At 72.8% G+C, this 22,549-nt stretch carries 21 protein-coding genes; 10 read left to right on the forward strand and 11 right to left on the reverse strand.

Annotation, left to right across the window (positions count from 1 at the left end):
• Positions 1-64: 64 nt before the first annotated feature.
• On the reverse strand, positions 65-1,549 hold the full coding sequence (gene miaB, locus ACH4EB_RS27025; RefSeq protein ID WP_398350381.1) for a tRNA (N6-isopentenyl adenosine(37)-C2)-methylthiotransferase MiaB: 1,485 nt from the start codon (positions 1,547-1,549) through the stop codon (positions 65-67).
• Positions 1,550-1,627: 78 nt separating this feature from the next.
• Here miaB and ACH4EB_RS27030 point away from each other — a divergent pair, with 78 nt between their 5' ends.
• A complete protein-coding gene (locus ACH4EB_RS27030; RefSeq protein WP_398350383.1) occupies positions 1,628-2,626 on the forward strand; it encodes a TAXI family TRAP transporter solute-binding subunit in 999 nt (332 codons plus the stop codon).
• 66 nt (positions 2,627-2,692) lie between these two features.
• On the opposite strand, the gene ACH4EB_RS27035 is transcribed toward ACH4EB_RS27030, so the two are convergent.
• The 4 genes from ACH4EB_RS27035 to ACH4EB_RS27050 all read right to left on the reverse strand — a co-directional run bounded on the left by ACH4EB_RS27035 (position 2,693) and on the right by ACH4EB_RS27050 (position 6,930).
• Entirely contained in the window at positions 2,693-4,168 is a 1,476-nt protein-coding gene (locus tag ACH4EB_RS27035; protein ID WP_398350385.1) for a DEAD/DEAH box helicase, read from the reverse strand.
• Positions 4,169-4,330: 162 nt separating this feature from the next.
• Positions 4,331-4,534 (reverse strand): cold-shock protein, encoded by a 204-nt coding sequence (locus ACH4EB_RS27040; protein WP_398350386.1) that lies wholly within the window; start codon positions 4,532-4,534, stop codon positions 4,331-4,333.
• A gap of 226 nt (positions 4,535-4,760) precedes the next feature.
• Entirely contained in the window at positions 4,761-6,170 is a 1,410-nt protein-coding gene (locus ACH4EB_RS27045; protein ID WP_398350388.1) for a sensor histidine kinase, read from the reverse strand.
• Positions 6,171-6,189: 19 nt separating this feature from the next.
• Positions 6,190-6,930, reverse strand: a complete 741-nt coding sequence (locus tag ACH4EB_RS27050) for a response regulator transcription factor (RefSeq protein WP_398350389.1) — start codon at positions 6,928-6,930, stop codon at positions 6,190-6,192.
• Positions 6,931-7,268: 338 nt separating this feature from the next.
• Between ACH4EB_RS27050 and ACH4EB_RS27055 the strand changes: the two genes are divergently transcribed.
• The 8 genes from ACH4EB_RS27055 (at position 7,269) to ACH4EB_RS27090 (ending at position 14,404) form a co-directional block, all read left to right on the forward strand.
• Positions 7,269-8,054 (forward strand): amino acid ABC transporter ATP-binding protein, encoded by a 786-nt coding sequence (locus ACH4EB_RS27055; RefSeq protein ID WP_398350390.1) that lies wholly within the window; start codon positions 7,269-7,271, stop codon positions 8,052-8,054.
• 55 nt (positions 8,055-8,109) lie between these two features.
• The gene (locus ACH4EB_RS27060) at positions 8,110-9,018 is read left to right on the forward strand and encodes a glutamate ABC transporter substrate-binding protein (RefSeq protein WP_398350392.1); all 909 of its coding nucleotides are present in this window, start codon (positions 8,110-8,112) and stop codon (positions 9,016-9,018) included.
• Positions 9,019-9,287: 269 nt separating this feature from the next.
• Positions 9,288-9,935 (forward strand): amino acid ABC transporter permease, encoded by a 648-nt coding sequence (locus ACH4EB_RS27065; RefSeq protein WP_398350393.1) that lies wholly within the window; start codon positions 9,288-9,290, stop codon positions 9,933-9,935.
• A complete protein-coding gene (locus tag ACH4EB_RS27070) occupies positions 9,932-10,906 on the forward strand; it encodes an amino acid ABC transporter permease (RefSeq protein WP_398350394.1) in 975 nt (324 codons plus the stop codon). Before ACH4EB_RS27065 ends, ACH4EB_RS27070 begins: the two co-directional genes overlap by 4 nt.
• A 163-nt stretch (positions 10,907-11,069) precedes the next feature.
• Positions 11,070-13,187: an FAD-dependent oxidoreductase gene (locus ACH4EB_RS27075; RefSeq protein ID WP_398350396.1), complete on the forward strand. Its 2,118-nt coding sequence runs from the start codon at positions 11,070-11,072 to the stop codon at positions 13,185-13,187.
• Between the two features lie 140 nt (positions 13,188-13,327).
• A complete protein-coding gene (locus ACH4EB_RS27080; protein WP_324607239.1) occupies positions 13,328-13,414 on the forward strand; it encodes a putative leader peptide in 87 nt (28 codons plus the stop codon).
• Between the two features lie 76 nt (positions 13,415-13,490).
• Positions 13,491-14,030 carry a cysteine dioxygenase gene (locus ACH4EB_RS27085; protein ID WP_398350398.1) on the forward strand — a complete coding sequence of 180 codons (540 nt, stop codon included), beginning with the start codon at positions 13,491-13,493 and terminating at the stop codon, positions 14,028-14,030.
• Positions 14,027-14,404, forward strand: a complete 378-nt coding sequence (locus ACH4EB_RS27090) for a rhodanese-like domain-containing protein (protein ID WP_398350399.1) — start codon at positions 14,027-14,029, stop codon at positions 14,402-14,404. The genes ACH4EB_RS27085 and ACH4EB_RS27090 overlap by 4 nt, the downstream gene beginning before the upstream one ends.
• A 39-nt stretch (positions 14,405-14,443) precedes the next feature.
• Here ACH4EB_RS27090 and ACH4EB_RS27095 read toward each other — a convergent pair whose 3' ends face one another.
• The 5 genes from ACH4EB_RS27095 to ACH4EB_RS27115 form a co-directional block, all read right to left on the reverse strand.
• Entirely contained in the window at positions 14,444-14,851 is a 408-nt protein-coding gene (locus ACH4EB_RS27095) for a hypothetical protein (protein ID WP_398350400.1), read from the reverse strand.
• Between the two features lie 606 nt (positions 14,852-15,457).
• Complete coding sequence (recX, locus tag ACH4EB_RS27100) at positions 15,458-16,159, reverse strand: recombination regulator RecX (RefSeq protein WP_398350401.1); 702 nt, start codon at positions 16,157-16,159, stop codon at positions 15,458-15,460.
• A 6-nt stretch (positions 16,160-16,165) separates the two neighbouring features.
• On the reverse strand, positions 16,166-17,293 hold the full coding sequence (gene recA / locus ACH4EB_RS27105) for a recombinase RecA (RefSeq protein ID WP_398350402.1): 1,128 nt from the start codon (positions 17,291-17,293) through the stop codon (positions 16,166-16,168).
• A gap of 865 nt (positions 17,294-18,158) precedes the next feature.
• Positions 18,159-19,424, reverse strand: coding sequence for an AI-2E family transporter (locus ACH4EB_RS27110; protein WP_398350404.1), 1,266 nt, complete (start codon positions 19,422-19,424; stop codon positions 18,159-18,161).
• A 117-nt stretch (positions 19,425-19,541) separates the two neighbouring features.
• Positions 19,542-19,736 (reverse strand): DUF3046 domain-containing protein, encoded by a 195-nt coding sequence (locus ACH4EB_RS27115; RefSeq protein ID WP_361155678.1) that lies wholly within the window; start codon positions 19,734-19,736, stop codon positions 19,542-19,544.
• A 537-nt stretch (positions 19,737-20,273) separates the two neighbouring features.
• Here ACH4EB_RS27115 and ACH4EB_RS27120 point away from each other — a divergent pair.
• A complete protein-coding gene (locus tag ACH4EB_RS27120; RefSeq protein WP_398350405.1) occupies positions 20,274-21,200 on the forward strand; it encodes a hypothetical protein in 927 nt (308 codons plus the stop codon).
• Between the two features lie 23 nt (positions 21,201-21,223).
• Here the strand turns inward: ACH4EB_RS27120 and ACH4EB_RS27125 are convergent, their stop codons facing one another.
• Positions 21,224-22,450 carry a PucR family transcriptional regulator gene (locus ACH4EB_RS27125; protein WP_398350407.1) on the reverse strand — a complete coding sequence of 409 codons (1,227 nt, stop codon included), beginning with the start codon at positions 22,448-22,450 and terminating at the stop codon, positions 21,224-21,226.
• Between the last annotated feature and the right edge of the window lie 99 nt (positions 22,451-22,549).

Below are 22,549 nucleotides of genomic sequence, written 5' to 3' on the forward strand. Positions count from 1 at the left end.
CACCGGCCACGCCCCGACACGGCATGATCACGGCCGCCCCGTCCAGCACGCGCCCCTCAGGGCGTCAGTCGCACCCGCAGCCCGCCGCCGGGGCCGGGGTGGGGGCCGGCGCGCCGATCGTCGGCAGGCCGAGCATGACGCCGGCGGGCTGGGCGGCCGGGGCGGCGTTGCGCTTCTCCCACGCGTCGCCCGCGCGCGTCCGGCGGACGGCCCGGGCCTGTCCTTCGGCGAGCAGGTGGTGCGGCGCGGCGTAGGTGATCTCGACGGTCACCAGGTCGCCGGGGCGGACCGGCTCCTCGGGGCGGGTGAAGTGCACCAGGCGGTTGTCGGGCGCACGGCCGGACAGGCGGCGCGTGGCATCGTCCTTGCGCCCCTCGCCCTCGGCGACCATGACCTCCAGCGTGCGGCCGACCTGCTTCTTGTTCTCCTCCCAGGAGATCTCCTCCTGAAGGGCCACCAGCCGCTCGTAGCGCGCCTGGACGACCTCCTTGGGGATCTGGCCGTCCATCTCGGCGGCCGGGGTCCCGGGGCGCTTGGAGTACTGGAAGGTGAAGGCCTGCGCGAAGCGGGACTCCCGGACCGTGTGCAGGGTCTGCTCGAAGTCCTCCTCGGTCTCGCCCGGGAAGCCGACGATGATGTCCGTGGAGATGGCGGCGTCCGGCATCGCGGCGCGCACCTTCTCGATGATGCCGAGGAAGCGCTCCTGGCGGTACGAGCGGCGCATCGCCTTGAGGACCGTGTCCGAGCCGGACTGCAGCGGCATGTGCAACTGCGGCATCACGTTCGGCGTCTCGGCCATGGCGGCGATGACGTCGTCGGTGAAGTCGCGGGGGTGCGGCGAGGTGAAACGGACCCGCTCCAGGCCCTCGATCTTCCCGCAGGCGCGCAGCAGCTTGCTGAACGCCTCACGGTCGCCGATGTCGGAGCCGTACGCGTTGACGTTCTGGCCGAGCAGGGTGATCTCGGAGACGCCCTCCGCGACCAGCGCCTCGATCTCGGCGAGGATGTCGCCGGGGCGGCGGTCCTTCTCCTTGCCGCGCAGGGCGGGGACGATGCAGAAGGTACAGGTGTTGTTGCAGCCGACGGAGATCGAGACCCAGGCCGCGTACGCGCTCTCGCGGCGGGTGGGCAGCGTGGAGGGGAACGCCTCCAGCGACTCGGCGATCTCGACCTGCGCCTCCTCCTGGACGCGGGCGCGCTCCAGGAGCACCGGCAGCTTGCCGATGTTGTGCGTCCCGAAGACCACGTCGACCCAGGGGGCCTTCTTGACGATGGTGTCGCGGTCCTTCTGGGCCAGGCAGCCGCCGACGGCGATCTGCATGCCCGGCCGCGCGGCCTTCTTCGGCGCGAGTTGGCCGAGGTTGCCGTAGAGCCGGTTGTCGGCGTTCTCCCGCACCGCGCAGGTGTTGAAGACGACGACGTCGGCTCCGTCGGCGCCCTGGGGCGCGGGCACGTATCCGGCGTCCTCCAGCAGGCCCGACAGCCGCTCGGAGTCGTGGACGTTCATCTGGCACCCGTAGGTGCGCACCTCGTATGTCTTCGCACTCATCTCAATCGACCAGGGTACGTGTTCCCGCCGCCGCCTCGCCCCTCCCGTTCCCGTCGCGGGGCTGGCAGGATCCGGCCCATGGTCTCCGTACTCCCCCGCGCCGGCGGTCGCCGGGCGCTGCTCGCGGCTGCCGCGGCGCTGGTCGCGCTCGGCCTGCTGCTGTGGTGGCTGCTGCCGCTGGGCGGCCCGCCCGCGCCCGGCGGGCCGCTGACGCTGTCCACCGGCGTGCGCTCCGGGGTGTACGCGCGTTACGGGGAGCTTCTCAAGCAGGATCTGCGCCGGGACCTGCCGCGGGTCGACGTACGGCTGAGGAACAGCGCGGGGTCGCTGGACAACCTGAGCCAACTGGCGAGCGGCAACGCCCAGTTCGCGATAGCGACCGCGGACGCGGTGGCCGAGCAGCAGCGTCTGAAGCCACGGGAGGCGGCCCGGCTGCGGGCCTGCGCGCGGCTGTACGACGACTACATGCAGCTCGTGGTCCGCGCGGACTCCCCGGTCGGTTCGGCCAAGGACCTCGGGAAGCTGCGCGTCGGCGTGGGGGCGGACGGCTCCGGCGTCCAGCTCATCACCCGGCGGCTGGTCGCGGCGGCCGGGCTGGACTTCGACCACGACATCGAAGCGGTACGGGTCGGTATCGACCGGATGCCGAAGCTGCTGGAGGACGGGAAGCTGGACGCCTTCTTCTGGTCGGGCGGGCTGCCGACCTCGGCCGTGCAGCAGGTGGCCCGGCGGCTGCCCGTACGGCTCGTCCAGCTCGGAGACCTGCTGCCGGCGCTGCACCGGCAGGGCGGGCGGACCCGCCACTACCGGGCGGCGGTGATGCCGGCCGACGCGTACCCGCGGGTCCAGAAGGGACAGGCGATCAAGACGATCGCGGTCGCGAACCTCTTGGTCACCACCGACCGGCAGGACCCGGTGCTGACGGAGGCGATCACCAGGACCGTCATAAGGAGCCGGGACCGGATCGGTACCGAGGTGCACGCCGCCCAGAAGGTGGACCTGCGGACCGCGGTGTTCACCGACCCGCTGCCGCTGCACGAGGGCGCGCGGCGCTATTACGTGTCGGAGAAGCCGTGAGCGGACGGTCCGACCGTGGCCCCGGCGCGGGGCGCGCACCGGCTTCCGTGCGCGCCCCGGCGCGCGTCACGCCTTCGGTGCCCGCGGGGCGCGGGGGCCCTTAGGGGCGCGGGAGGGGCGGCGGGACGGACGGCCGCCGCCCGCCGCACCGTTGCCGCCGCCCGCCGAGCCGGAGCCGGAGCCACCGCGGCGCGGACGCCGCCGCGCGCCGCCTCCCGCGGGCTTGGGCCGCTCCTGCTGCGCGGGGACGGCGATCACCACCGGCTGGCCGGACGGCGCCTGCGCGCCCGTGATCCGTATCAGTTCGCTGTCGCCCGGCCGGACCCGCGCCGTACCGGGGGTGATCTTCGCCTGGGACATCAGCCGGGTCATGTCCCGGCGCTGGGCGGGCGTGACCAGGGTGACGACGGTGCCCGACTCGCCGGCCCGCGCGGTGCGGCCACCGCGGTGCAGGTAGTCCTTGGCCTCGGTCGGCGGGTCGACGTTGACCACCAGGTCGAGGCCGTCGATGTGGATGCCGCGGGCGGCGACGTTGGTGGCGATCAGCGCGGTGGCCTGCCCCGTGCGGAACTGCTCCAGGGTGCGGGTGCGCTGCGGCTGGGACTTGCCGCCGTGCAGCGCCGCGGCCCGGACGCCCTGCGCCAGCAGGTGCTTGGTGAGCCGGTCGGCGCCGCGCTTGGTGTCCACGAACATGATCACGCGGCCGTCGCGGGCGGCGATCTCGGTGGTGGTGGCCCGCTTGTCGGTGTCGTCCACGTACAGGACGTGGTGCTCCATGGTGGTGACCGTCGCGGCCGACGGGTCCACGGAGTGGGTGACCGGGTCGGTCAGGAACCGGCGGACGAGCTTGTCGACATTGCGGTCGAGCGTCGCGGAGAACAGCATCCGCTGGCCGCCCGGGTCCACCTTCTCCATCAGGCGGGTGACCTGCGGCAGGAAGCCCATGTCGGTCATCTGGTCGGCCTCGTCGAGGACCGTGACGGCGACCTGGTCGAGCTTGCAGGCCCGGCGGTCCAGCAGGTCGGCGAGCCGGCCGGGGGTGGCGACCAGGATCTCGGCGCCCTTGCGCAGCGCGTCGACCTGGCGGTTGATCGAGGTGCCGCCGACAACCGTGGTCGTACGCAGGCCGACCGCCGTGGCGTACGGGGCGAGCGCCTCGGTGACCTGGGTGGCCAGTTCGCGGGTGGGCACGAGCACCATCGCCAGGGGGCTCTTGCTCTCGGCACGGCGGCCCGCCGTACGGCTGAGCATCGCCAGGCCGAAGGCCAGGGTCTTGCCGGAGCCGGTCCGGCCGCGGCCCAGCACGTCCCGGCCCGCGAGGGTGGCGGGCAGCGTCGCGGCCTGGATGGGGAACGGCTCGGTGACGCCCTGCGCACGCAGCGCGGTGAGAAGAGCCGGTGCCAGCGGCAGCTCGTCGAAGGAGACGGCGGGCGGCTGACCGGCCGTCCCCGGGGACGGCTCGGAGGCGGCGCTCTGTCGCGGTGCGTTCGCTCGGGTCACTGAAAGCCCTTCGGTGGCGGGGAGGCCGAGCGCGTACGGCACGGTGCCGTGCGGTCTCGGGCCGTGTGGGTACGGGACGCACGCACACGGGTCGTACGGGCGCGGGGCGTCCGTACGGTGATCGTCGTACGGACGGCGGGCCGTACGGATACGGACGGGGCCCGCACCGACCGGTGCGGGCCCCGTCCGCGGACGCGCGGTCCGTCAGGCGGGGATGATGTTCTCCGCCTGCGGGCCCTTCGGGCCCTGGGTCACGTCGAAGCTGACCTTCTGGCCCTCCAGGAGCTCACGGAAGCCCTGGGACTGGATGTTCGAGTAGTGGGCGAAGACGTCGGGGCCGCCGCCGTCCTGCTCGATGAAGCCGAAGCCCTTTTCCGCGTTGAACCACTTCACGGTGCCGGTAGCCATGTGTTTCTCCTTCTAGGGGCGCAAGCCGGAGACCGCACTGCACGGCCTCCCTGTCGCCGAGATGATCGCCCCACACCGGAGAAAGGTCCGGAAAACAAGGAACGCCCGGGGCTTCCAGCCTCCGGGCGCGCACAAAGTTCATGGGTACCACAACTGCAACGCCGCCAACGGTAACACAGGTCCGCAGCCGCGAACGATCGTACGAGTGCGGCACCGGAGCCGCTGGTCACGGCGCGGTGCGCGGCACCACCACGGTCACCCGCAGCCCGTGCGGCCGGTGCGGCGCGAAGGAGAGGGTGGCGCCTCCGGCAGCGAGCAGCGCGCGGGTGATCGACAGGCCCAGGCCGGAGCCGGAGACGTTCTGGTGGCGGCCGCTGCGCCAGAAGCGGTCGCCGATGCGGGCCAGCTCGTCCTCGGTGAGGCCGGGCCCGTGGTCGCGGACGGTGATCCGTACGCACTCGCCGTCCGGCACCACGCCGACGGTGACCCGCTCCCCGGCGGGCGTGAACTTCAGGGCGTTGTCGACCAGGGCGTCCAGGGCGCTGGACAGGGCGACCGGGTCCGCCCAGCCCGTCACGGCCCGCTGGCCCTCGTAGGACAGCAGCACCCCCTTGTCACCGGCCAGCGGGCGCCAGGAGTCGACGCGCTCGTCGGCGAGCGCGGCGATGTCGGTGAGCTGGAGGTCGGCGGCGGCATGCTCGGCCAGCGCCAGGTCCAGGAGGTCGTCCAGGACCCGGGCCAGCCGCTTGCCCTCCGTCCGCACGGAGGCGATCTCCGCGTTGCCCTCGGGCAGGTCCAGGGCGAGCAGCTCGATGCGCAGCAGCAGCGCGGAGAGCGGGTTGCGCAACTGGTGGGAGGCGTCGGCGACGAAGGCGCGCTGCTGCTCCAGCACTTCCTCGACGTTGTCGGCCATCTCGTTGAACGAACGGGCCAGGCGGCGCAGTTCCGGCGGCCCGGAGGCGGCGGCGACCCGGGACTTCATCCGGCCGGTGGCGATGTCGTGGCTCGCGGCATCCAGGACGCGCACGGGGCGCAGCACCCAGCCGGTGAGCCGGAAGGCGGCGGCCACGGCGACGAGCATGGCGGCGCACTCGCCCGCGCCGATCAGCAGCCACCCGTGCAGGGTGCGGGAGCGCATCTGCCCGGTGGGCGAGTCGGTGACGACGACGGCCACCACGTCGCCGTCCCGGACGACGGGCGAGGCGACCGGAATCCGGCCGTCCTCGTCCCAGGGCCAGATCTGGTGGGGGTCGTGGCTGCGGCGGCCCGCCAGCGCCTCGCTGAAGGCCCGCGCGCCCTCGCCCTCCTCCGGTACGCGCCAGTCGGCGGGCGCCGCCGCCATGGGCGTCCCGTCGCGGAAGAAGACGCCGGCGCGGATGCCGTACAGCTCGTGGTAGCGCTTGAGTTCGGCGCCGAGCGTGGACTGCCGTTCGTCCTCGTCGGGGGACTTGCCACCGGCGCCCGGCCGGGCGGTGACGTACTGGGCGAGGGAGGCGAAGCGCGCCGCGTCGTCGATCCGGTCGACGACCACCCGCTGCTGTTCGACGGCGGCGGTGATGCCGGCGAGCGGGAAGCCGAGCGCGAGCAGCACACCGGCCAGCAGGACGATCAGGAGGGGGAGGAGTCGGGTGCGCACGGTGCGGTGCCGCCGGCCGTCAGGAGGCCGGGCCGGCCGGTGACACGGCGGCGGGCGGCGCGACGAGGCGGTAGCCGACGCCGCGCACCGTCTCGATCAGCGCGGGCGTCCCCAGCTTGGCGCGCAGCGACGCGATGTGCACCTCCAGGGTCCGGCCGGTCCCCTCCCAGCTCGTGCGCCACACCTCGCTGATGATCTGCTCGCGCCGGAAGACGACGCCCGGCCGCTGCGCGAGCAGGGCGAGCAGGTCGAACTCCTTGCGGGTCAGGGGCACGGCGCCGCCGTTCACGGAGACCTGCCGGGTGGACAGTTCGATCGTGACGGCGCCGAGCCGCAGTCCGTCGCGCGGGGCGCCCTCCTCGGCGGGCGGCTCCCCCGCGGCGGCGGGCGCGGCGGCGCGGCGCCGGCTGACGGCGTGGATACGGGCGAGCAGCTCGCCGGTGTCGTAGGGCTTGACCACGTAGTCGTCGGCGCCGAGGTTCAGGCCGTGGATCCGCGACCGTACGTCCGCGCGCGCGGTCACCATGATCACCGGGCTGCTGCTGATCCGCCGGATCCGCCCGCAGACCTCGAAGCCGTCCTGGTCGGGCAGGCCGAGGTCGAGCAGGACCACCCCGAAGGGCGTCTGGTCGCCGGGGAGCAGGGCCTGGAGCGCCTCCTCGCCGCTGCGGGCGTGGGTGACGTCGAAGCCGTGCCGCGACAGCACGGCGGACAGGGCGGCCGCGACATGGTCGTCGTCCTCCACGAGCAGCAGCCGCACCGGCCCCCTCCTCACGATGTGTGCCCGGCCGCGCATAGGTGGACGCGCGGGTGCATAGGTGTACACCCGTGCGCGGACGCGTACGGGCACGGGCCGTCGGCGGAGCGGCCAAAAGGCATCTACGGCGATGGACGGCACGCACGTCAAGGGGGTATTCCCGGTGGGGCGGTTCCGTTATGCAGCCGGTACCCCGGGGTGCCCGCCCCGTGCGCCCCGTTCACGCCGCGTGTCCCTTCGCGGCCGTATCGTTATGCTCAAATCCCGCTCAGATGTAATGACGCTGGTCGCAGGGCGTTACTAGGGTCCTCCCCAACCGAGGAGGACGGAGCTGTACGCCGATGAGCGAAGTATCGGTGACCAAGAGCGACAAGGGGCCCGCGCCGGCGGGCGACCCGCTGGTCGTGCTGGACAACGTGAACAAGCACTTCGGCGCGCTGCACGTACTCCAGGACATCGACCTGACCATCCGGCGCGGTGAGGTGGTCGTGGTGATCGGGCCCTCCGGGTCCGGCAAGTCGACCCTGTGCCGCACGATCAACCGGCTGGAGACCGTGGACTCCGGCTCCATCACGATCGACGGCAAGCCGTTGCCGCAGGAGGGGCGCGAGCTGGCCCGGCTCCGCGCCGACGTGGGCATGGTCTTCCAGTCCTTCAACCTCTTCGCGCACAAGACGGTGCTGGAGAACGTGATGCTGGGCCAGACCAAGGTCCGCCGTACGGACAAGAAGGCGGCCGAGGAGAAGGCCCGGGCCCTGCTGGACCGGGTGGGGGTCGGTACCCAGGCGGACAAGTACCCCGCACAGTTGTCCGGCGGACAGCAGCAGCGGGTGGCCATCGCCCGGGCCCTGGCGATGGACCCCAAGGTCATGCTTTTCGACGAGCCGACCTCCGCACTCGACCCGGAGATGATCAATGAGGTGCTGGAGGTCATGCAGCAGCTCGCCCGGGACGGCATGACGATGGTCGTGGTCACGCACGAGATGGGCTTCGCCCGCTCGGCCGCCAACCGGGTCGTCTTCATGGCGGACGGCCGCATCGTCGAAGAGGCCGAGCCGAACCAGTTCTTCAGCAACCCGCGCAGCGACCGGGCCAAGGACTTCCTTTCGAAGATCCTCCACCACTGATCCCGCGGCCGGTCATCATGATTGCCAACTTCCGCTGAACCAAAGGATGTTCACCATGAGGATTCGTAAGACGGCCGCGGCGGGTGCGGTGGCGCTCGCGCTGGCGGTGACGGCGACCGCGTGCGGCGGCGAGTCGGGCACGGCCGGCGACAAGGCGTCCGGCGGGGAGGTCTTCAGCGGGACGTACCCGGTCAACGCCAAGGCGGACGTGAACTCGCCGGCCTGGAAGAAGGCCAAGAAGGCCGGGAAGATCACCATCGGCGCCAAGGCCGACCAGCCCTACCTCGGCTTCCAGGACACCACCGGCAAGCGGTCCGGCTTCGACATCGAGATCGCCAAGATGATCGCCGCCGACCTGGGCTTCTCCGAGAAGCAGATCGAGTTCAAGACGATCGACTCCAACGTCCGCGAGACCGCGATCTCCAAGGGCCAGGTCGACTACTACGTCGGCACGTACACGATCAACGACGAGCGCAAGAAGCAGATCGACTTCGCGGGCCCGTACTACACCGCGGGCGCCGACCTTCTGGTGCGCCGGGACGACAAGTCCATCACCGGCCCGGACAGCCTCAAGGGCAAGAAGGTCTGCTCGATCGTCGGCTCCACACCGCTCCAGGAGATCAAGAAGCCGAAGTACGGCGCGCAGACCACCGAGCTGGCCAAGTACTCGCTGTGCGTCAAGCAACTGCTCGACGGCCAGGTGGACGCGGTCACCACGGACGACGCGATCCTCAAGGGGTACGCGGCCGAGCGGAAGACCAAGCTGCGGGTCGTCGGCCAGAAGTTCACCAAGGAGCCGTACGGCGTCGGCCTGATGAAGGGCGACAAGGCGCTGCGTGACGCGATCACCGACGCGCTGGAGAAGCACATCAAGAACGGCGACTACAAGAAGGCGTACGAAGGCACCCTCGGCAAGTCCGGGACCAGCTTCGTCGCGCCGGAGACGCCGCTGCCGCGCGACTGATCCAGGTCGCCCGCCCGCTGTCCGCCGCCGCACGCCCCGTACGCCGCCTCGGCGGGCGTACGGGGCGTGGGTGCCTGGGGAGCCACGCGCCGGGCCGCCCGTGCGCACGCCGTCGCGGGCCGCGCCCGCGCCCCAGGCCGTGCATCCGTACGCCGCGCACGCAAGTGCCCGCACGCCGGTGCACACTCCCGTACCCCGCGCGTCGCGCACGCCCCGTGCCGGACCGTCCACCCGCCCGCCGCTGACCTGACCGCTACCGCGGAGAACCCATGAACGTACTCCTCGACTATCTCCCCGAGTTCCGCACCGGGTTCCTCGGAACCGTGTCGCTCACCGCGGCCAGCGGGGCGCTCGCCCTCCTGCTGGGCCTCCTCATAGCCGGTTTCCGGGTCTCGCCGGTGCCCCCGCTGCGCGCCTTCGGGACGGCCTGGGTGACGCTGCTGCGCAACACCCCGCTCACCCTGCTGTTCCTGGTCGCCTTCTTCGTCGTCCCGCAGATCTTCTTCCCGGGCATCAGCCCGTTCGTGCTCGCCACCCTGGCGCTGGGCTTCTACACGTCCTCGTTCATCTGCGAGGCCGTGCGCTCGGGCATCAACACCGTGCCGCTGGGCCAGGCGGAGGCCGCGCGCAGCATCGGGATGACCTTCATCCAGACGCTTCGCATCATCGTCCTGCCGCAGGCCACCCGCACCGTGATCCCGCCGCTGAGCAGCATCCTCATCGCGCTCACCAAGAACTCGGCGATCGCGGGCGCCTTCAGCAACGCCGAGCTGTTCAACGTCTCCAAGCTCCTCAACGACCAGGGCCGGCCGATCGGCTGGATCTTCCTCTGGATCGCCCTCGCCTACTTGATCATCACGTTCGCCATCAGCGGCATCTTCCGGCTGCTCGAACGCCGCCTGGAGGTGGCCCGATGACCAGCGTCCTCTACGACGCCCCAGGGCCCAAGGCCAAGGTCCGCAACCGTCTCTACACCGTCGCGGGCGGGCTCGCCGTCCTCGGCCTGATCGTCTTCGCCGTGCTGCGGCTGGCCTCCAAGGGCCAGTTCGAGCCGGAGATGTGGAACATCTTCAACAACGCGGGCGTGCGCACCAACATCCGCAACGGTGTCCTGACGACCCTCCAGGTCTTCGTGGTCGCCGCCGTGCTCTCCCTCGCGCTCGGCGTGCTGCTCGCCGTCGCCCGGCTCTCCGACCACAAGCCGGTGCGCTGGCTGGCGACCGGCTTCATCGAACTCTTCCGGGCCGTCCCGCTGCTGATCACGATCTACGCCCTGTGGGTGATCCTGCTCTCCTACAAGGGGGAGCTGGGCCTGACCGGCGACACCCCGCAGTTCTGGGCGCTGGTCATCGGCCTGACCGTCTACAACGGCTCGGTGCAGGCGGAGGTCCTGCGGGCCGGCATCAACGCGGTGCCCCGGGGCCAGCGCGAGGCGGCGTACGCGCTCGGCATGAGCAAGACACAGGTCATGACGACGGTACTGATGCCGCAGGCCGTCCGGGCGATGCTCCCGACGATCATCAGCCAGCTCGTGGTGACCCTCAAGGACACCTCGCTCGGCTACGTCATCACCTTCGAGGAGCTGCTGTACACGATCCAGCAGATGGCCAGCACCATCGTCGTCAACGACGAGAACCCGTACGTCCCGATGATCATCGTGGCCGGCGCGATCTACGTGGCGATGTGTCTGGCGCTGTCCGCGCTGGCCAACTGGATCGAGCGGCGCGGCCGGCGGGCCAAGACCGGCATCGTGATGGCCGGGGCGGCCGAGCCGGTCACCGCGGCGGACGCGCTGGAAACAGCCGACGGCACACCCGGCGACCCAGCGGGCACCCGGCGGCCGCCGGACATCCCGCCCGCGGGCGGCGGGGGCGGCGCCGGGGGCTGACGGTGTGACACCTTGGACGGGGGCAGTGCCGCGTGCGCCGCTGCCCCCGTCACTTGACGCGGGCGCCCGCAATGGGTTGCATACGCTGTGTGATCGCGCACCGGGCTCCAACTGCCAGTTCCCGTACGTCCCGTAAGCACCTGCGGACCGGGGGAGCCACGCCGTGGACCCGGTGATCGTCGTCGGGGCCGGCCCCGTCGGCCTCGCGCTCGCCCTCTCCCTCGCCCGCCTCGACGTGCCGTGTGTGGTCCTGGACGAAGCCCCCGGCGCGGTCGACCCGCGGCCCGCCCGCACCGTCGTCCTGCGACCGGACACCACCGCGTTCCTGGAGCGGCTGGGCTGCGGCCCCGCCCTGGACTCGGCGGGCACCCGCTGGACGGCCTGGCGCTCGGTGCGCCGCAGGCGGCTGCTGGAGCGGGTGGAGTTCGGCCCGGAGAACCCCTCCCCCGTACACGTGCCGCAGCACGCGCTGACCCGGGCGCTGCGCACCGCGCTCGCGGCGGAACCCGGCGCCCGGATCGTCGCCGGCAGCCGGCTCGACGACCTGCGGCAGGACGAGTACGGGATCAGCGCCCACACCCGCGGCAGCAACGGCACGTGGTGGCGCGCCAGTTACCTGGTCGGCTGCGACGGCCCGCGCTCGACGGTCCGCAAGCTGCTGGAGGTCCGCTTCCCCGGGCGTACGGCGGTCGAACGGCACGCGGTGGCGGCGCTGCGTACGGAACTCCCCTGGCCCGGCGAGGCGCTCCTGCACCGCTCACCCGCGCGGCAGGGCGGTGGCGGGTCCGGGGGCGAGGTGACGGCCCGGCCGCTGCCCGGCGGGGTCTGGCGGCTGGACTGGCTGCTGCCGCCCGGCCGGGACCTGGTCACTCCGGACGCGCTGGTGGCCCGGATCCGCGATTCGCTGGCGGTGTGGTGCGCGGAGGCGGGGGCCGGGTCGGGGGTGGGAGCCGGGGCTGGGGTCGGGGCCGGGATTGGCTCGGGGGTTGGTGCTGGTTCGGGGGTTGGTGCTGGTTCGGGGGTTGGTGCTGGTTCGGGGGTTGGTGGCGGGTCTGAAGGGAGTTTCGGGCCGGGGGTGGGTGCCGGGCCCGGGGCGGGTGTGGGTCCGGGGGGCGGGGCCAAGCCGTCTCGTGGTGCCCGGGACGGGGGCGGCGTACGTGTTCCGTCCGTGCCGCCGTACGAACTCCTCGACACCGGTGTGCACACGGTGCACCACCGGCTGGCGCGGCGCTGGCGGCGCGGGCGCGCCTTCCTCGCCGGTGACGCCGCCCACCTGCTCGGCGCGCTCGGCACCCAGGGCCTGGACGAGGGCCTGCGGGACGCCGAGAACCTCGCGTGGAAGCTGGCGCTGGCCTGGCACCAGGGCGCTTCGGAGACCCTGCTGGACAGTTACCAGACGGAGCGCAGGGGCGCCGTCACGGCCCGGCTGCGCGCCGCCGACCGGGCTCTGCCACTGCTGCGCGACGGCGAGCGGGGCGGTCGGTGGCGGGCGGTGCTCCCGGGAGCCGCTCGCGGGCACACGGCGATGCTCACCGACGGGCATCTAGGGCGCGGACCACTCGGCGCGCCCCCCGCGTACGCCCGCTCCCCGCTCGCCCCGGTCACCGATCCGTCCTGCGCGATGACGGTGGGGACGCCGGCCGGCGCGCCGGTCGCGGACGTTCCCGTGACGGCCTCGGACGGGTCCCAGGTACCGCTCCGCACCCGGCTGGGCCGGGGGTTGCTGGTGGTGCTGGTGGCGCCGGGCACGGGTGTGTGGGACCGGCGGCACTGGAAGTCGGCCGGCCTGATGCCGCGCCTCTCGAAGACGGTGGACGCCCTGCCGATGCCCGCCGAGGTGCTGGTCGCCGAGGGGTACCCGGGCGCGGTCGCGCACACCGTCCTGGTCGTACGGCCGGACGGCCACCTGGTCGCGGCCATGGGCGGCGTTCGCCCGGCGGAGCTGTACGCGTGCGCGGAAGCGGTACGGGGCGGGGGTGTGGGCGCGGAGGACGGCCGGGAGGGTGCGGGGAGCGGCTTGGAGGGTGTGGGGGGGGTGGGCCCCACGGGGCGCACGGGTCGCGCGGAGGGTGCTGCGGCGTCCGGGGGTGGGGCCGGTGGTGGGACCGGAGCCGGGGCTGGGGCCGGAGCCGTTGGGGTCGGCGCGGATCCGGAGGGCTCGATTCCGGACCCGGCGCGCGCGGCCGGGGGCCCGCCACCCGCCGAAGGGGCGTACCCGCAGGCCGAGCGGGACGCGGCGCGGGGCGGGACGGAGGCGGAGGTCCGGTCGGCGGGCGGGTGAGCCCACGGGGCCGCTGGGGCCGGGCCGACGGCCTGCTTCACGGGAGGCGTCCAGGGTCGGCCTGCGGCTGCCCCTGTGCGCCCCCCGTTGCGCCGGTCGGCGGTTGACCCTGTGGGAAGCCCCGTGCTTGACTCCGGAACGTGACGGAGAACGGTTCGCGCTTCTGGCGGAGGGTCCATCTGGACCTGGTCCGCTACGCGGGCTGTGTGTGTCGTCCGTCCTGCTGATCCGCAGTCCTTCCCCGCGCGCCGCCGCGTCCCACGCTGCCCGCGCGCCTCTTCGCGATCACTCAGGACGGTTCCTGTGCCCGACGTACGTACTTCCGCGCGCCCGCAACCTGCCGCCACCGGCGGCCCCGGCGCCGCCGAACTCCTCGACTTCGCCCGCCGTACCGCCGCCGACACCGCGCTCATCGCTTCCCTGCCCCTCGACCCCGAAGGCCGTACCTGGATCCGTCTGGACGGGCCCGGCGGCAGTGAGGCGTGGCTGATCGGCTGGCCGCCCGGTACGGGCACCGGCTGGCACGACCACGGCGGCTCGCACGGCGCGTTCGCCGCCGCCGCGGGCGAGCTGACCGAGCAGTCGCTCGCCGCCCGACTGCCCACCGAAGGCTGGAAGACGCTGGAGCTGGCGGACGGCGTGGACCGGCAGCGCAAGCTGGCCGACGGCCACGGCCGCGCCTTCGGCCCGCACCACGTCCACCAGGTGCTCAACCTCTCCGAGGACGCGCACGCCGTCTCGGTACACGCTTACTATCCGCCGCTGCCGCTGATGCGCCGCTACAGCCGCACCGGGCCCGTCCTGCGCCTCGAAGAGGTCGAGGGCCCCGAGGACTGGCTGTGAGCGCCGTCGACGCGCTCCTGGACGCGGCGCGCGCCGAACTGGACCGGGTGTCCCCCGAGCAGGCCGCGGCGGTCCAGCGGGGTGGCGGGCTCCTGGTCGACATCCGCTACGCGGCCCTGCGCGACCGCGACGGCACCATCCCGGGCGCGCTGATCGTCGAACGCAACGAACTGGAGTGGCGCCTGGACCCCACCGGCGCCCACCGCGCCCCGGAAGCCACCGGTCACGACCTTGCGGTGGTGGTCGTCTGCAACGAGGGCTACGCGTCGAGTCTCGCGGCCGTCTCCCTGCGTCAGCTCGGCCTGTTCCGGGCGACCGACCTGGTGGGCGGCTTCCAGGCGTGGCGGGCGGCGGGACTGCCGGTCCACGCGTGAGGTGGTGGCGGATCCGCCCGGGGCGGATCCGCCGTCGGCTCAGCGGTCGGCGTCGAACTGCCGGACCACTGACGGCAGGGCCTCGCGCACCGTCCCGTTGTGGTCGGCGTCCCCGCCGTCCGTGAGCTGTTGGGCGGCCCCGTTGACGGTGAGCTGACGTTGGCAGGTGCGGGCGTTGGCGAACGCCACGTCCTTGTCCCCCTTTGCGTGGTAGAGGTGCACCGGCACATCCGGGTGCCAGTCGCAGGTGGGGTTCAGCGCCTTCACCTGCTGCCGCAGCCTGCCCCTCGGGCTGCGGATCGGGTCCAGGAACTCCGGGATGAACAGTCCTTGCGAGGTCGCCGGCAGCGCTGCCGCGATCTCCGACGCCTTGTGGTCACCGTCGAAGAGAACCTCCACCGTCGTGTCGTACGGCGCGCGGAACGCCTGACCCGGCGTGTCGTACAAGCCGCACATCCGACCCGCAGCCGGGAAGTAGGCCAGGTAGAGCGACGACCGGACGATCTCGTCGTTGGCCGCGGCGGCTTCGAAGCCGCTCAGGTCGAAGGGCCCGGCGATCGGGACGAGCGCGCCCAGGCGGAAGTACGGATCAGCACCCCGTTGCAGGGCCCCGGCCGGCCATCATGCTGGCGGGCCCGCCTTGCGAGAAGCCACTGACCAGCACGTTCCTGGCGAGGGTGCGGCGCTCCTGCCGGGAAAACGCACGAGCCGCGCGCAACGCGTCGACCGAGGCGGTGACGGTCGCCCGCGGGTGGCCGTACGGGCGGGTGCCGGGGCCCTCACCCAGGCCGAGGTGGTGCCGGCGTGCCGTGCCGCCCCCCCCAGGCCACGTCCCCGCTGGATCACGCCCGCCGCATCGGAACACCTCTGCCAGGACCCACCCCGCCAAGCCACACCCCTGCTGTGTCGCCCCCACCGGTCGCCCCTTCCACCGAGGTACGCCACCCCCAGGCCACGCCTCCGCCGAGACACACCGCCAGATCACGTACCCGCCGAGACGCATCCCCAGATCACGCCTCCACCGAGACGCCTCCCGACTCGCACCCCACCAGCTCACCCCTCCGGCAGGTGATACCCCATCAGCTCCGAGTCCTCCCCCTCGTCACCCTCTTCCTCCAGCGCCTGCCGGACCACCCGTAGGGCGAGGCCCTCCGGGTAGCCCTTGCGGGCCAGCATTCCCGCGAGGCGCCGTATCCGTTTCTGCCGGTCCAGGCCCCGGGTCGTCCGCAGCTTGCGGTCGACCAGTTCCCGGGCCGTGCGTTCCTCCTGGTCGGAGTCCAGTTGTCCGAGGGCTTCGTCGACCGTCGCCGGGTCGACGCCCTTGGTGCGCAGTTCGCGGGCGAGTGCGCGGCGGGCCAGCCCCCGGCCGTGGTGCCGGGACTCCACCCAGGCGTCGGCGAACTTCGCGTCGTCGATCAGCCCCACCTCCTCGAAGCGGGACAGCACCTCTTGTGCGGCCTCCTCGGGGATGCCCCGCTCGCGCAGGGCGTCCCCGAGCTGCTTGCGCGTCCGCGCGGACCCGGTGAGCAGGCGCAGGCAGATCGCCCGCGCCTGCTCCTGGGGCGTACGCGGCGGTCCCGCCTCGGCCCTCGACGAGGAGGAACCACCGCCGTCCTTGCGTTTCCCACGGTTCTCGGCGCCGCCCGCGGCGCTGCCGCTCCCGCCCCGGCCGTCGTCGTCACGCCCCCCGTCGTGACCGACTTCCGCACCGGGGCCGTAGTCGTGGTCGTCGGGCCATTCCGTTCGCCGCGTCACGATGGACTAGCTCTTGGCCGCGGCGGCCTTGGAGCCCTTGGCCCCCTTGGCGGCCGGTGCCGGTACGGACTTGGCCGGGGCCTCCGCGTCGGCCGCCGCACCCGCCGCGTCCGCGCCGGGCTCCGCCAGGGCCTCCGGCTTGACGCCGATGCCCAGCTTCTCCTTGATCTTCTTCTCCACCTCGTTGGCGAGGTCGGGATTGTCCTTGAGGAAGTTGCGGGCGTTCTCCTTGCCCTGGCCGAGCTGGTCGCCCTCGTAGGTGTACCAGGCGCCGGACTTGCGGATGAAGCCGTGCTCCACACCCATGTCGATCAGGCCGCCCTCGCGGCTGATGCCCTGGCCGTACAGGATGTCGAACTCCGCCTGCTTGAAGGGCGGGGCGACCTTGTTCTTGACGACCTTGCAGCGGGTGCGGTTGCCGACCGCCTCGGTGCCGTCCTTGAGGGTCTCGATGCGGCGGATGTCGATGCGCACCGAGGCGTAGAACTTCAGGGCGCGGCCACCGGTCGTGGTCTCCGGCGAGCCGAACATCACGCCGATCTTCTCGCGGAGCTGGTTGATGAAGATCGCGGTGGTCTTGGACTGGTTGAGCGCGCTGGTGATCTTCCGCAGCGCCTGGCTCATCAGACGGGCCTGGAGACCCACGTGGGAGTCGCCCATCTCACCCTCGATCTCGGCCCGGGGCACCAGCGCGGCGACCGAGTCGATCACGATGAGGTCGAGCGCGCCGGAGCGGACCAGCATGTCCGTGATCTCCAGGGCCTGCTCGCCGTTGTCCGGCTGGGACAGGATCAGCGCGTCCGTGTCCACGCCCAGCTTCTTGGCGTACTCGGGGTCGAGCGCGTGCTCGGCGTCGATGAAGGCGACGGAGCCGCCGGCCTTCTGCGCGTTCGCCACCGCGTGCAGGGTCAGGGTCGTCTTGCCGGAGGACTCCGGGCCGTAGACCTCCACCACACGGCCGCGCGGGATGCCGCCGACGCCGAGCGCGACATCGAGTGCGGTCGACCCGGTGGGGATGACCTCGATGGGCTCGTTCGGGCGCTCGCCCATCCTCATCACGGCGCCCTTGCCGAATTGCCGTTCAATCTGTGCGAGTGCGGCGTCCAGCGCCTTCTCGCGGTCAGTCCCTGCCATGGCTTCCACCCGGTTTGCTTGAGTCGATCGCTTCACGTCCATGACGCTAACGCCTGCCACTGACAATGCGCCCGGACCCGGCTCCGGCCTGTGGATAACTCCCGGGGCCTCCGGGCGGAAACACGGGTCGGATGCCTCATAAGAATAGATGTTCGATTTTGGTGTCAAGCGCACCCCGCAGGCCCGCCGCCCCTGCCTTCCAGCGCCGCCCGGCGCCGTCGAACTGTGACCGCGTGCCAGTGAACCTCGATGGCTGCGAGGTGGTGTCACCGAGGATGGAACGCGCTGGTCAGAGGCCCGACCGCGGAAGCCCGCAGCAGACGGCCGCGCAGCGTGCGGACGCGGGGGCCGGGGTGTGGGCGCGCTGGTGCCGCACCCGCCCGAGACGGGGATCCGGGCGTTCGAGCAATCCCGCGGCAGGCCGGATCGGGACACCGGTCGACGGAGTGAACCGGGGCAGCCTCATGCTGGCCGTACAGGCTACGGCGCCTTCATCCGGCTCCCCCTGAGGCCCGCACGCAGGCGAGATCTGGCAGATCGATCCGGACCGGGGCGGCTCGTACCGGTGAGCTCCGGGTTTCGTGCTCGGTACACCGATTGGCCGGCAAGTCCGTAACCACACATCACGCCGTCCGGACCGGCCCACTGCCCTCCGGCGCAGGAACGCGAGCATGTGGCCCAGATCATGCAAACTCGGATGGCACTCGCAAGGTTCGACGGCATGGGGCAGGGGCCCCGTGGCCCCGCTCCCCTGCCGGCCGGCCAGGGACTCGGGCCCGTCACCGTACGCTGCCACCCGGCCGGGCCCTCACCCCGACCAGGCCCTCACTGCGGCCGGGCCCTCACCCCGGACGGGCCGCTCCCCTCACTCCCCCTTGCCCCCTGTGCCGGGCTCCCCCTCACCTCGCCCGTCCCGGTCGCCCTCGGCTCCACGGCCCTCCAGCGGCGCGGCCGGGGGCTCGTCGTGCAGGGAGCGGCGCAGCCGCCGCAGGGCAGAGGACGCGCGCCGGCGCCGTCCGCCACCCTGCACCCGTACGTCGTCCGTGACCTCGTACCGCTTCACGTACGCCCCGAGGAACGCCTGCAGTGTCGCGGTGGCCGGGATGGCGATCAGCGCGCCGACGGCGCCCATCAGCGCCGTACCGGCGATCACCGACCCGAAGGCGACGGCCGGGTGGATGTCCACGGTCTTGGCCGTGATGCGCGGCTGGAGCAGGTAGTTCTCGAACTGCTGGTAGACCACGACGAACCCGAAGACCCACAGCGCGTACCAGGGATCGACGGTGAAGGCGATCAGGATCGGCAGCGCGCCCGCGAGGTAGGTGCCGATGGTCGGGATGAACTGGGAGACCAGCCCCACCCACATGCCGAGCGCGGGGGCGTACGGAACGCCCAGGATCTCCAGCAGGACGTAGTGCGCGATGCCGGAGATCAGTGCCATCAGGCCGCGGGAGTAGAGATACCCGCCGGTCTTGGCGACCGCGATCTCCCAGGCGCGCAGCACCTCGGTCTGCCGGGACGGCGGCAGGACCGAGCACAGGGCGCGGCGCAGCCGGGGGCCGTCGGCGGCGAAGTAGAAGGAGAACAGCGCCACCGTCAGGAGGTTGAACAGGCTGCCCAGGACGGTCGCGGAGACGGCGAGCACGTTGTTGGCGCTGTCCTGGACGTACTTCTGCAGCCAGTCGGACTTCAGCAGGTTGTTCTGCACCTCGACCCGCGAGAGGTGGGTGTGGAAGGTGGTGTTGATCCAACTGATCACCGAGTCCAAATACTGCGGGAACTCCTGGACCATGTTCGCGATCTGCCCCGCGAGCATCGAGCCGAGCAGCGCGAAGAAGCCCGCGGTCCCGACGAGTATCCCGAGGAAGACCAGCCCGGTGGCGCCCCCTCGGCGCATCCCCCGGGCCGCCATCCAGTCCACGGCCGGCTCGACGGCCAGGGCGAGGAAGAAGGCGATCAGCACATTCAGCAGCAACGAGATGAGCTGGTGGAACGCCCAGCTCGCGAGCTGGAAACAGGCCACGAGGGCGAGCGCCAGCACCATGGCGCGGGGCAGCCACCGCGGCATCCGCTGAGCGGACCCCCCGGGGCGTGGGTCGTCGTGGCTGATGGGATTCTCGGTCGCTGGCACGGGCCCAGTGTCGCTCACGGGTCCGACAATGCCCGCCCTGCCCCGCGCACCCCGGCCGCCCGCCGCGGCCCGATACCTCCGGGCGGCTCTCCTCCGCCCCCGGAGGCGTGGTTCCCGTCAGCGCTTGTCGTACGGCACGTCCATCGTCGCGCAGACCACCCGCCACACGTCCTTGGCCTCCCACCCGTCCGCCAGTGCCTGGTGAACGGTCCGCCCGCCGAGCCCGGACATCACGTGATCCCGCGCGAACGAGTCGGCGTACGCCTCGCCGAAGTGATCCGCCATCCGCTCCCAGAAGACCGTCAACCGCATGAAACCCACTCCGCACTCGCCTTGACCCGCACGTTTCCTCTGCCGCGCCCCCCACACGAGTGAAGAGCACGCATGGACGCAGAGTAAGGCCCGGAGCGCGGGCCCGAAGGCCCTGGGAAGCGTCCCGGGCCGCCGCTCGCTTCCGACCGCCCGGCGCGGCCGTGCCCTCCCCCTCGGCGAGTGCCGCGCCGCCATGAGTCCGGTCGAACAGCATGCCCGGCGGTGCACGGTGCCCTCCGCGAGAACATCACCCACGCGAAACCGGACGCCACGGGCAAGGGAGGCGACCACGCCGTCGACCTCGCGAGCCTCGCCCCTCTGACGCTCCGTCTGTCGAAGGACCCCGACACGCCCGTCGGCGAACGCGGGGGGGGCATGCTGCGCGGCGGTGAGCGCCGGCGGGCGGCCAGGGCGGCGCCCCGTCCGCCCCGTCCGCCGCCGGGCGGCCGTCAACCGCGGACGTCCGACACCCCGCCCTGAGGGTGCAGCCGCGTCCGCGCCGGTGCCGGGCGGGGCCCACGGCCCTACCGTCGGTCCATGGCGGAAAACGGAGCACCACAGCCGACCTCACTGGCCCGTGCCGAGCGGTTCATCTGGCTCACTGCCCGGGTGCTCGAACAGCGCCGTTTCGCGTATCACTTCCTGGGCGGGAGCGCGGACGGTGTCGACGCCGCGCTCGCCGCGTACACGAATCCCGACGGCGGTTACGGGCACGCCCTGGAGCCTGACCTGCGCGGGCCGGTCAGCCAGCCGCTGCACACCGCGCACGCCCTGTACGTCCTCGACCTCATCGGGCGCTGCGGCGGACAGCGGGCCGAGCGGATCTGCCGCTATCTGACCGGGGTGTCCACCCTGGAGGGGGCGCTGCCCGCCGTGCACCCCACCTTGCGCGGTTATCCGGCCGCGCCGTGGCTGCCGGTGCGCGACGACCCGCCGAGCGCCCTCCTGGCCACCGGCCCCGTCGTGGGCCTGCTGCACCGTAACGAGGTGTGGCACGCCTGGCTGTTCCGGGCCACGGACTTCTGCTGGCGGGCGGTGGAGTCCCTGGAACGGCCCCATCCGTACGAGGTCCTGGCGGCGCTCGCCTTCCTGGAGGGCGCGCCCGACCGGCCGCGCGCCGAGGCCGCCGCGCGGCGCCTGGGTGCCATGGTGCGCGAGCAGCGGCTGGTCCTCCTGGCCCCGGACCGGGCGGCGGACGTCCCCGTACCCGAGGGCTTCGCGCCCGGTGAGCACCATTTCGCGTACGACTACGCGGCCGCGCCGGGCTCGCTGGCCCGCGCCTGGTTCACGGACTCGGAGACGCGCCGGGCGCTGGACCACCTCGCCGCGCTCCAGCGGGAGGACGGCGGCTGGCCCGTGAACCGGCGCGTATGGGCCCCCGGGGCGGCTCTGGAGGGCCGCCCGATGATGACGGTCAAGGCGCTGCTGACGCTGCGTGCGTACGGGCGCCTCACCGCCCCGTAGCGGGCGGCCGCGCGCCGGGTGCGTCATCGCCCCCCGGGGTCCTCCTGGCGTAGCAGCAGGGCCGCCAGGGCGAGCGCGGTGCCGCGCGGCGACGTCAGGTCGATGCCGGTCAGTTCACTGATCCGGGTGAGCCGGTTGTCCACGGTGTTCGGGTGCAGTCCGAGGGCGCGGGCGGTCGCCCGGCGGTCCTGCCGCTGCTCCAGGTGGGTACGGAGCGTCTCGGTCAGCTCGGGACGTCCGTCCAGCGGGTCGAGCAGCGCGGCGATCGGTCCGCTGCTCTCGTCGCGGCGGGAGAGGTGGTATTCGAGCAGGACGTCGTCGAGCCGGTGGAGTCCGGCGGGCCGGCCGCAGGCACGGGCGATACGGACGACTTCGGAGGCGGTACGGGCGGCGTACGGGATGCCCTCGGGACGCTCGGCCCGGGCGGCGGCGCACCGCACCTCCACGCCGCACGCCCGGCGCAGCCGCTCCCCCAGCCCGTCGTCCACGGCGGCCCCACCCGGTACGAGGGCGTGCCCACCGTCGGCGTCCATCAGGGAGAGCACCTCGGTACCGAACTCCCGGTCCAGTGCGGTCTGCAGGCGCCGCAGCCGCCTGCGTACGGCTACGGGGGTGGGCTCGGCCTCTCGGGGAGGGGCCGCGCACGGGGCCGCGTCCTCGGGCGGCGCCGGGCCGAGGCGTACGGCGATCACGGTGGCCGGGCCGTGCAGCCCCAGCTCCTCCAGGGCGGCCGGGTCCCGGTGCGGCACGCCGTCGAGGAGACCGCGCGCCAGAGTGCGGCGGTGTTCACGGCGTTCGGCGTCCAGGGCCGCCCGCTCGTCCAGGTAGGTCTCGGCGACCGCACCGAGGATGCCGCCCTGGGCCCGGAAGAGGAGGTCGCCGAGCTCGATGAGCGCCTGCGCCTCGTCGGGGCCCGCCTCCTGGCGCAGGGCCTGCCACAGCGCGTACTCCCCCAGCGCATGGGTCCGCAGCAGCAGGTGCAGCGGCATGCCCTCCTCGGCGCGCTGCGCGGCGCGCTCGCGGAACACGCCGTGGTCGCCGTGCCGCCCCTCGGGGGCGCGGACCCGGCGCAGGAAGAGGCGCAGCCCGTGCCGGACCGTGGCGGCGATCTCCACGTCCTTCAGGTCACCGGGCAGCTCGGCGTATCCCGGGAGGTCCTCGAAGGCGCCCCGGGCCATTCGCCGGGCCAGTTCGTTGACCCGGGGCTCGCAGCGCAGGGCGAGGGCGCGGGCGGCGTCGGACAGGTGCACGTCGGCTCCTTCGCTCCGGCGCGGGGACTGTGACGCGTCACAGTACGCAGCGGGTACGGGTGTGACACCGGCGGGTGCCGCCGAACCCCGCGGATCACC

This window comes from Streptomyces sp. NPDC018045, from assembly GCF_044327445.1.
In the GTDB taxonomy this organism is placed as follows: Bacteria; Actinomycetota; Actinomycetes; order Streptomycetales; family Streptomycetaceae; genus Streptomyces.

Coding starts and splice junctions, on each gene's coding strand:
- ACH4EB_RS27040 (WP_398350386.1), bottom strand. CDS start 4,534: ATGGCTACCGGCACCGTGAAGTGGTTCAACGCGGAAAAGGGCTTCGGC.
- ACH4EB_RS27115 (WP_361155678.1), bottom strand. CDS start 19,736: ATGCGGTTGACGGTCTTCTGGGAGCGGATGGCGGATCACTTCGGCGAG.
- recA (WP_398350402.1), bottom strand. CDS start 17,293: ATGGCAGGGACTGACCGCGAGAAGGCGCTGGACGCCGCACTCGCACAG.
- miaB (WP_398350381.1), bottom strand. CDS start 1,549: ATGAGTGCGAAGACATACGAGGTGCGCACCTACGGGTGCCAGATGAAC.
- ACH4EB_RS27065 (WP_398350393.1), top strand. CDS start 9,288: ATGAACGTACTCCTCGACTATCTCCCCGAGTTCCGCACCGGGTTCCTC.
- ACH4EB_RS27030 (WP_398350383.1), top strand. CDS start 1,628: ATGGTCTCCGTACTCCCCCGCGCCGGCGGTCGCCGGGCGCTGCTCGCG.
- ACH4EB_RS27055 (WP_398350390.1), top strand. CDS start 7,269: ATGAGCGAAGTATCGGTGACCAAGAGCGACAAGGGGCCCGCGCCGGCG.
- ACH4EB_RS27120 (WP_398350405.1), top strand. CDS start 20,274: ATGGCGGAAAACGGAGCACCACAGCCGACCTCACTGGCCCGTGCCGAG.
- ACH4EB_RS27060 (WP_398350392.1), top strand. CDS start 8,110: ATGAGGATTCGTAAGACGGCCGCGGCGGGTGCGGTGGCGCTCGCGCTG.
- ACH4EB_RS27070 (WP_398350394.1), top strand. CDS start 9,932: ATGACCAGCGTCCTCTACGACGCCCCAGGGCCCAAGGCCAAGGTCCGC.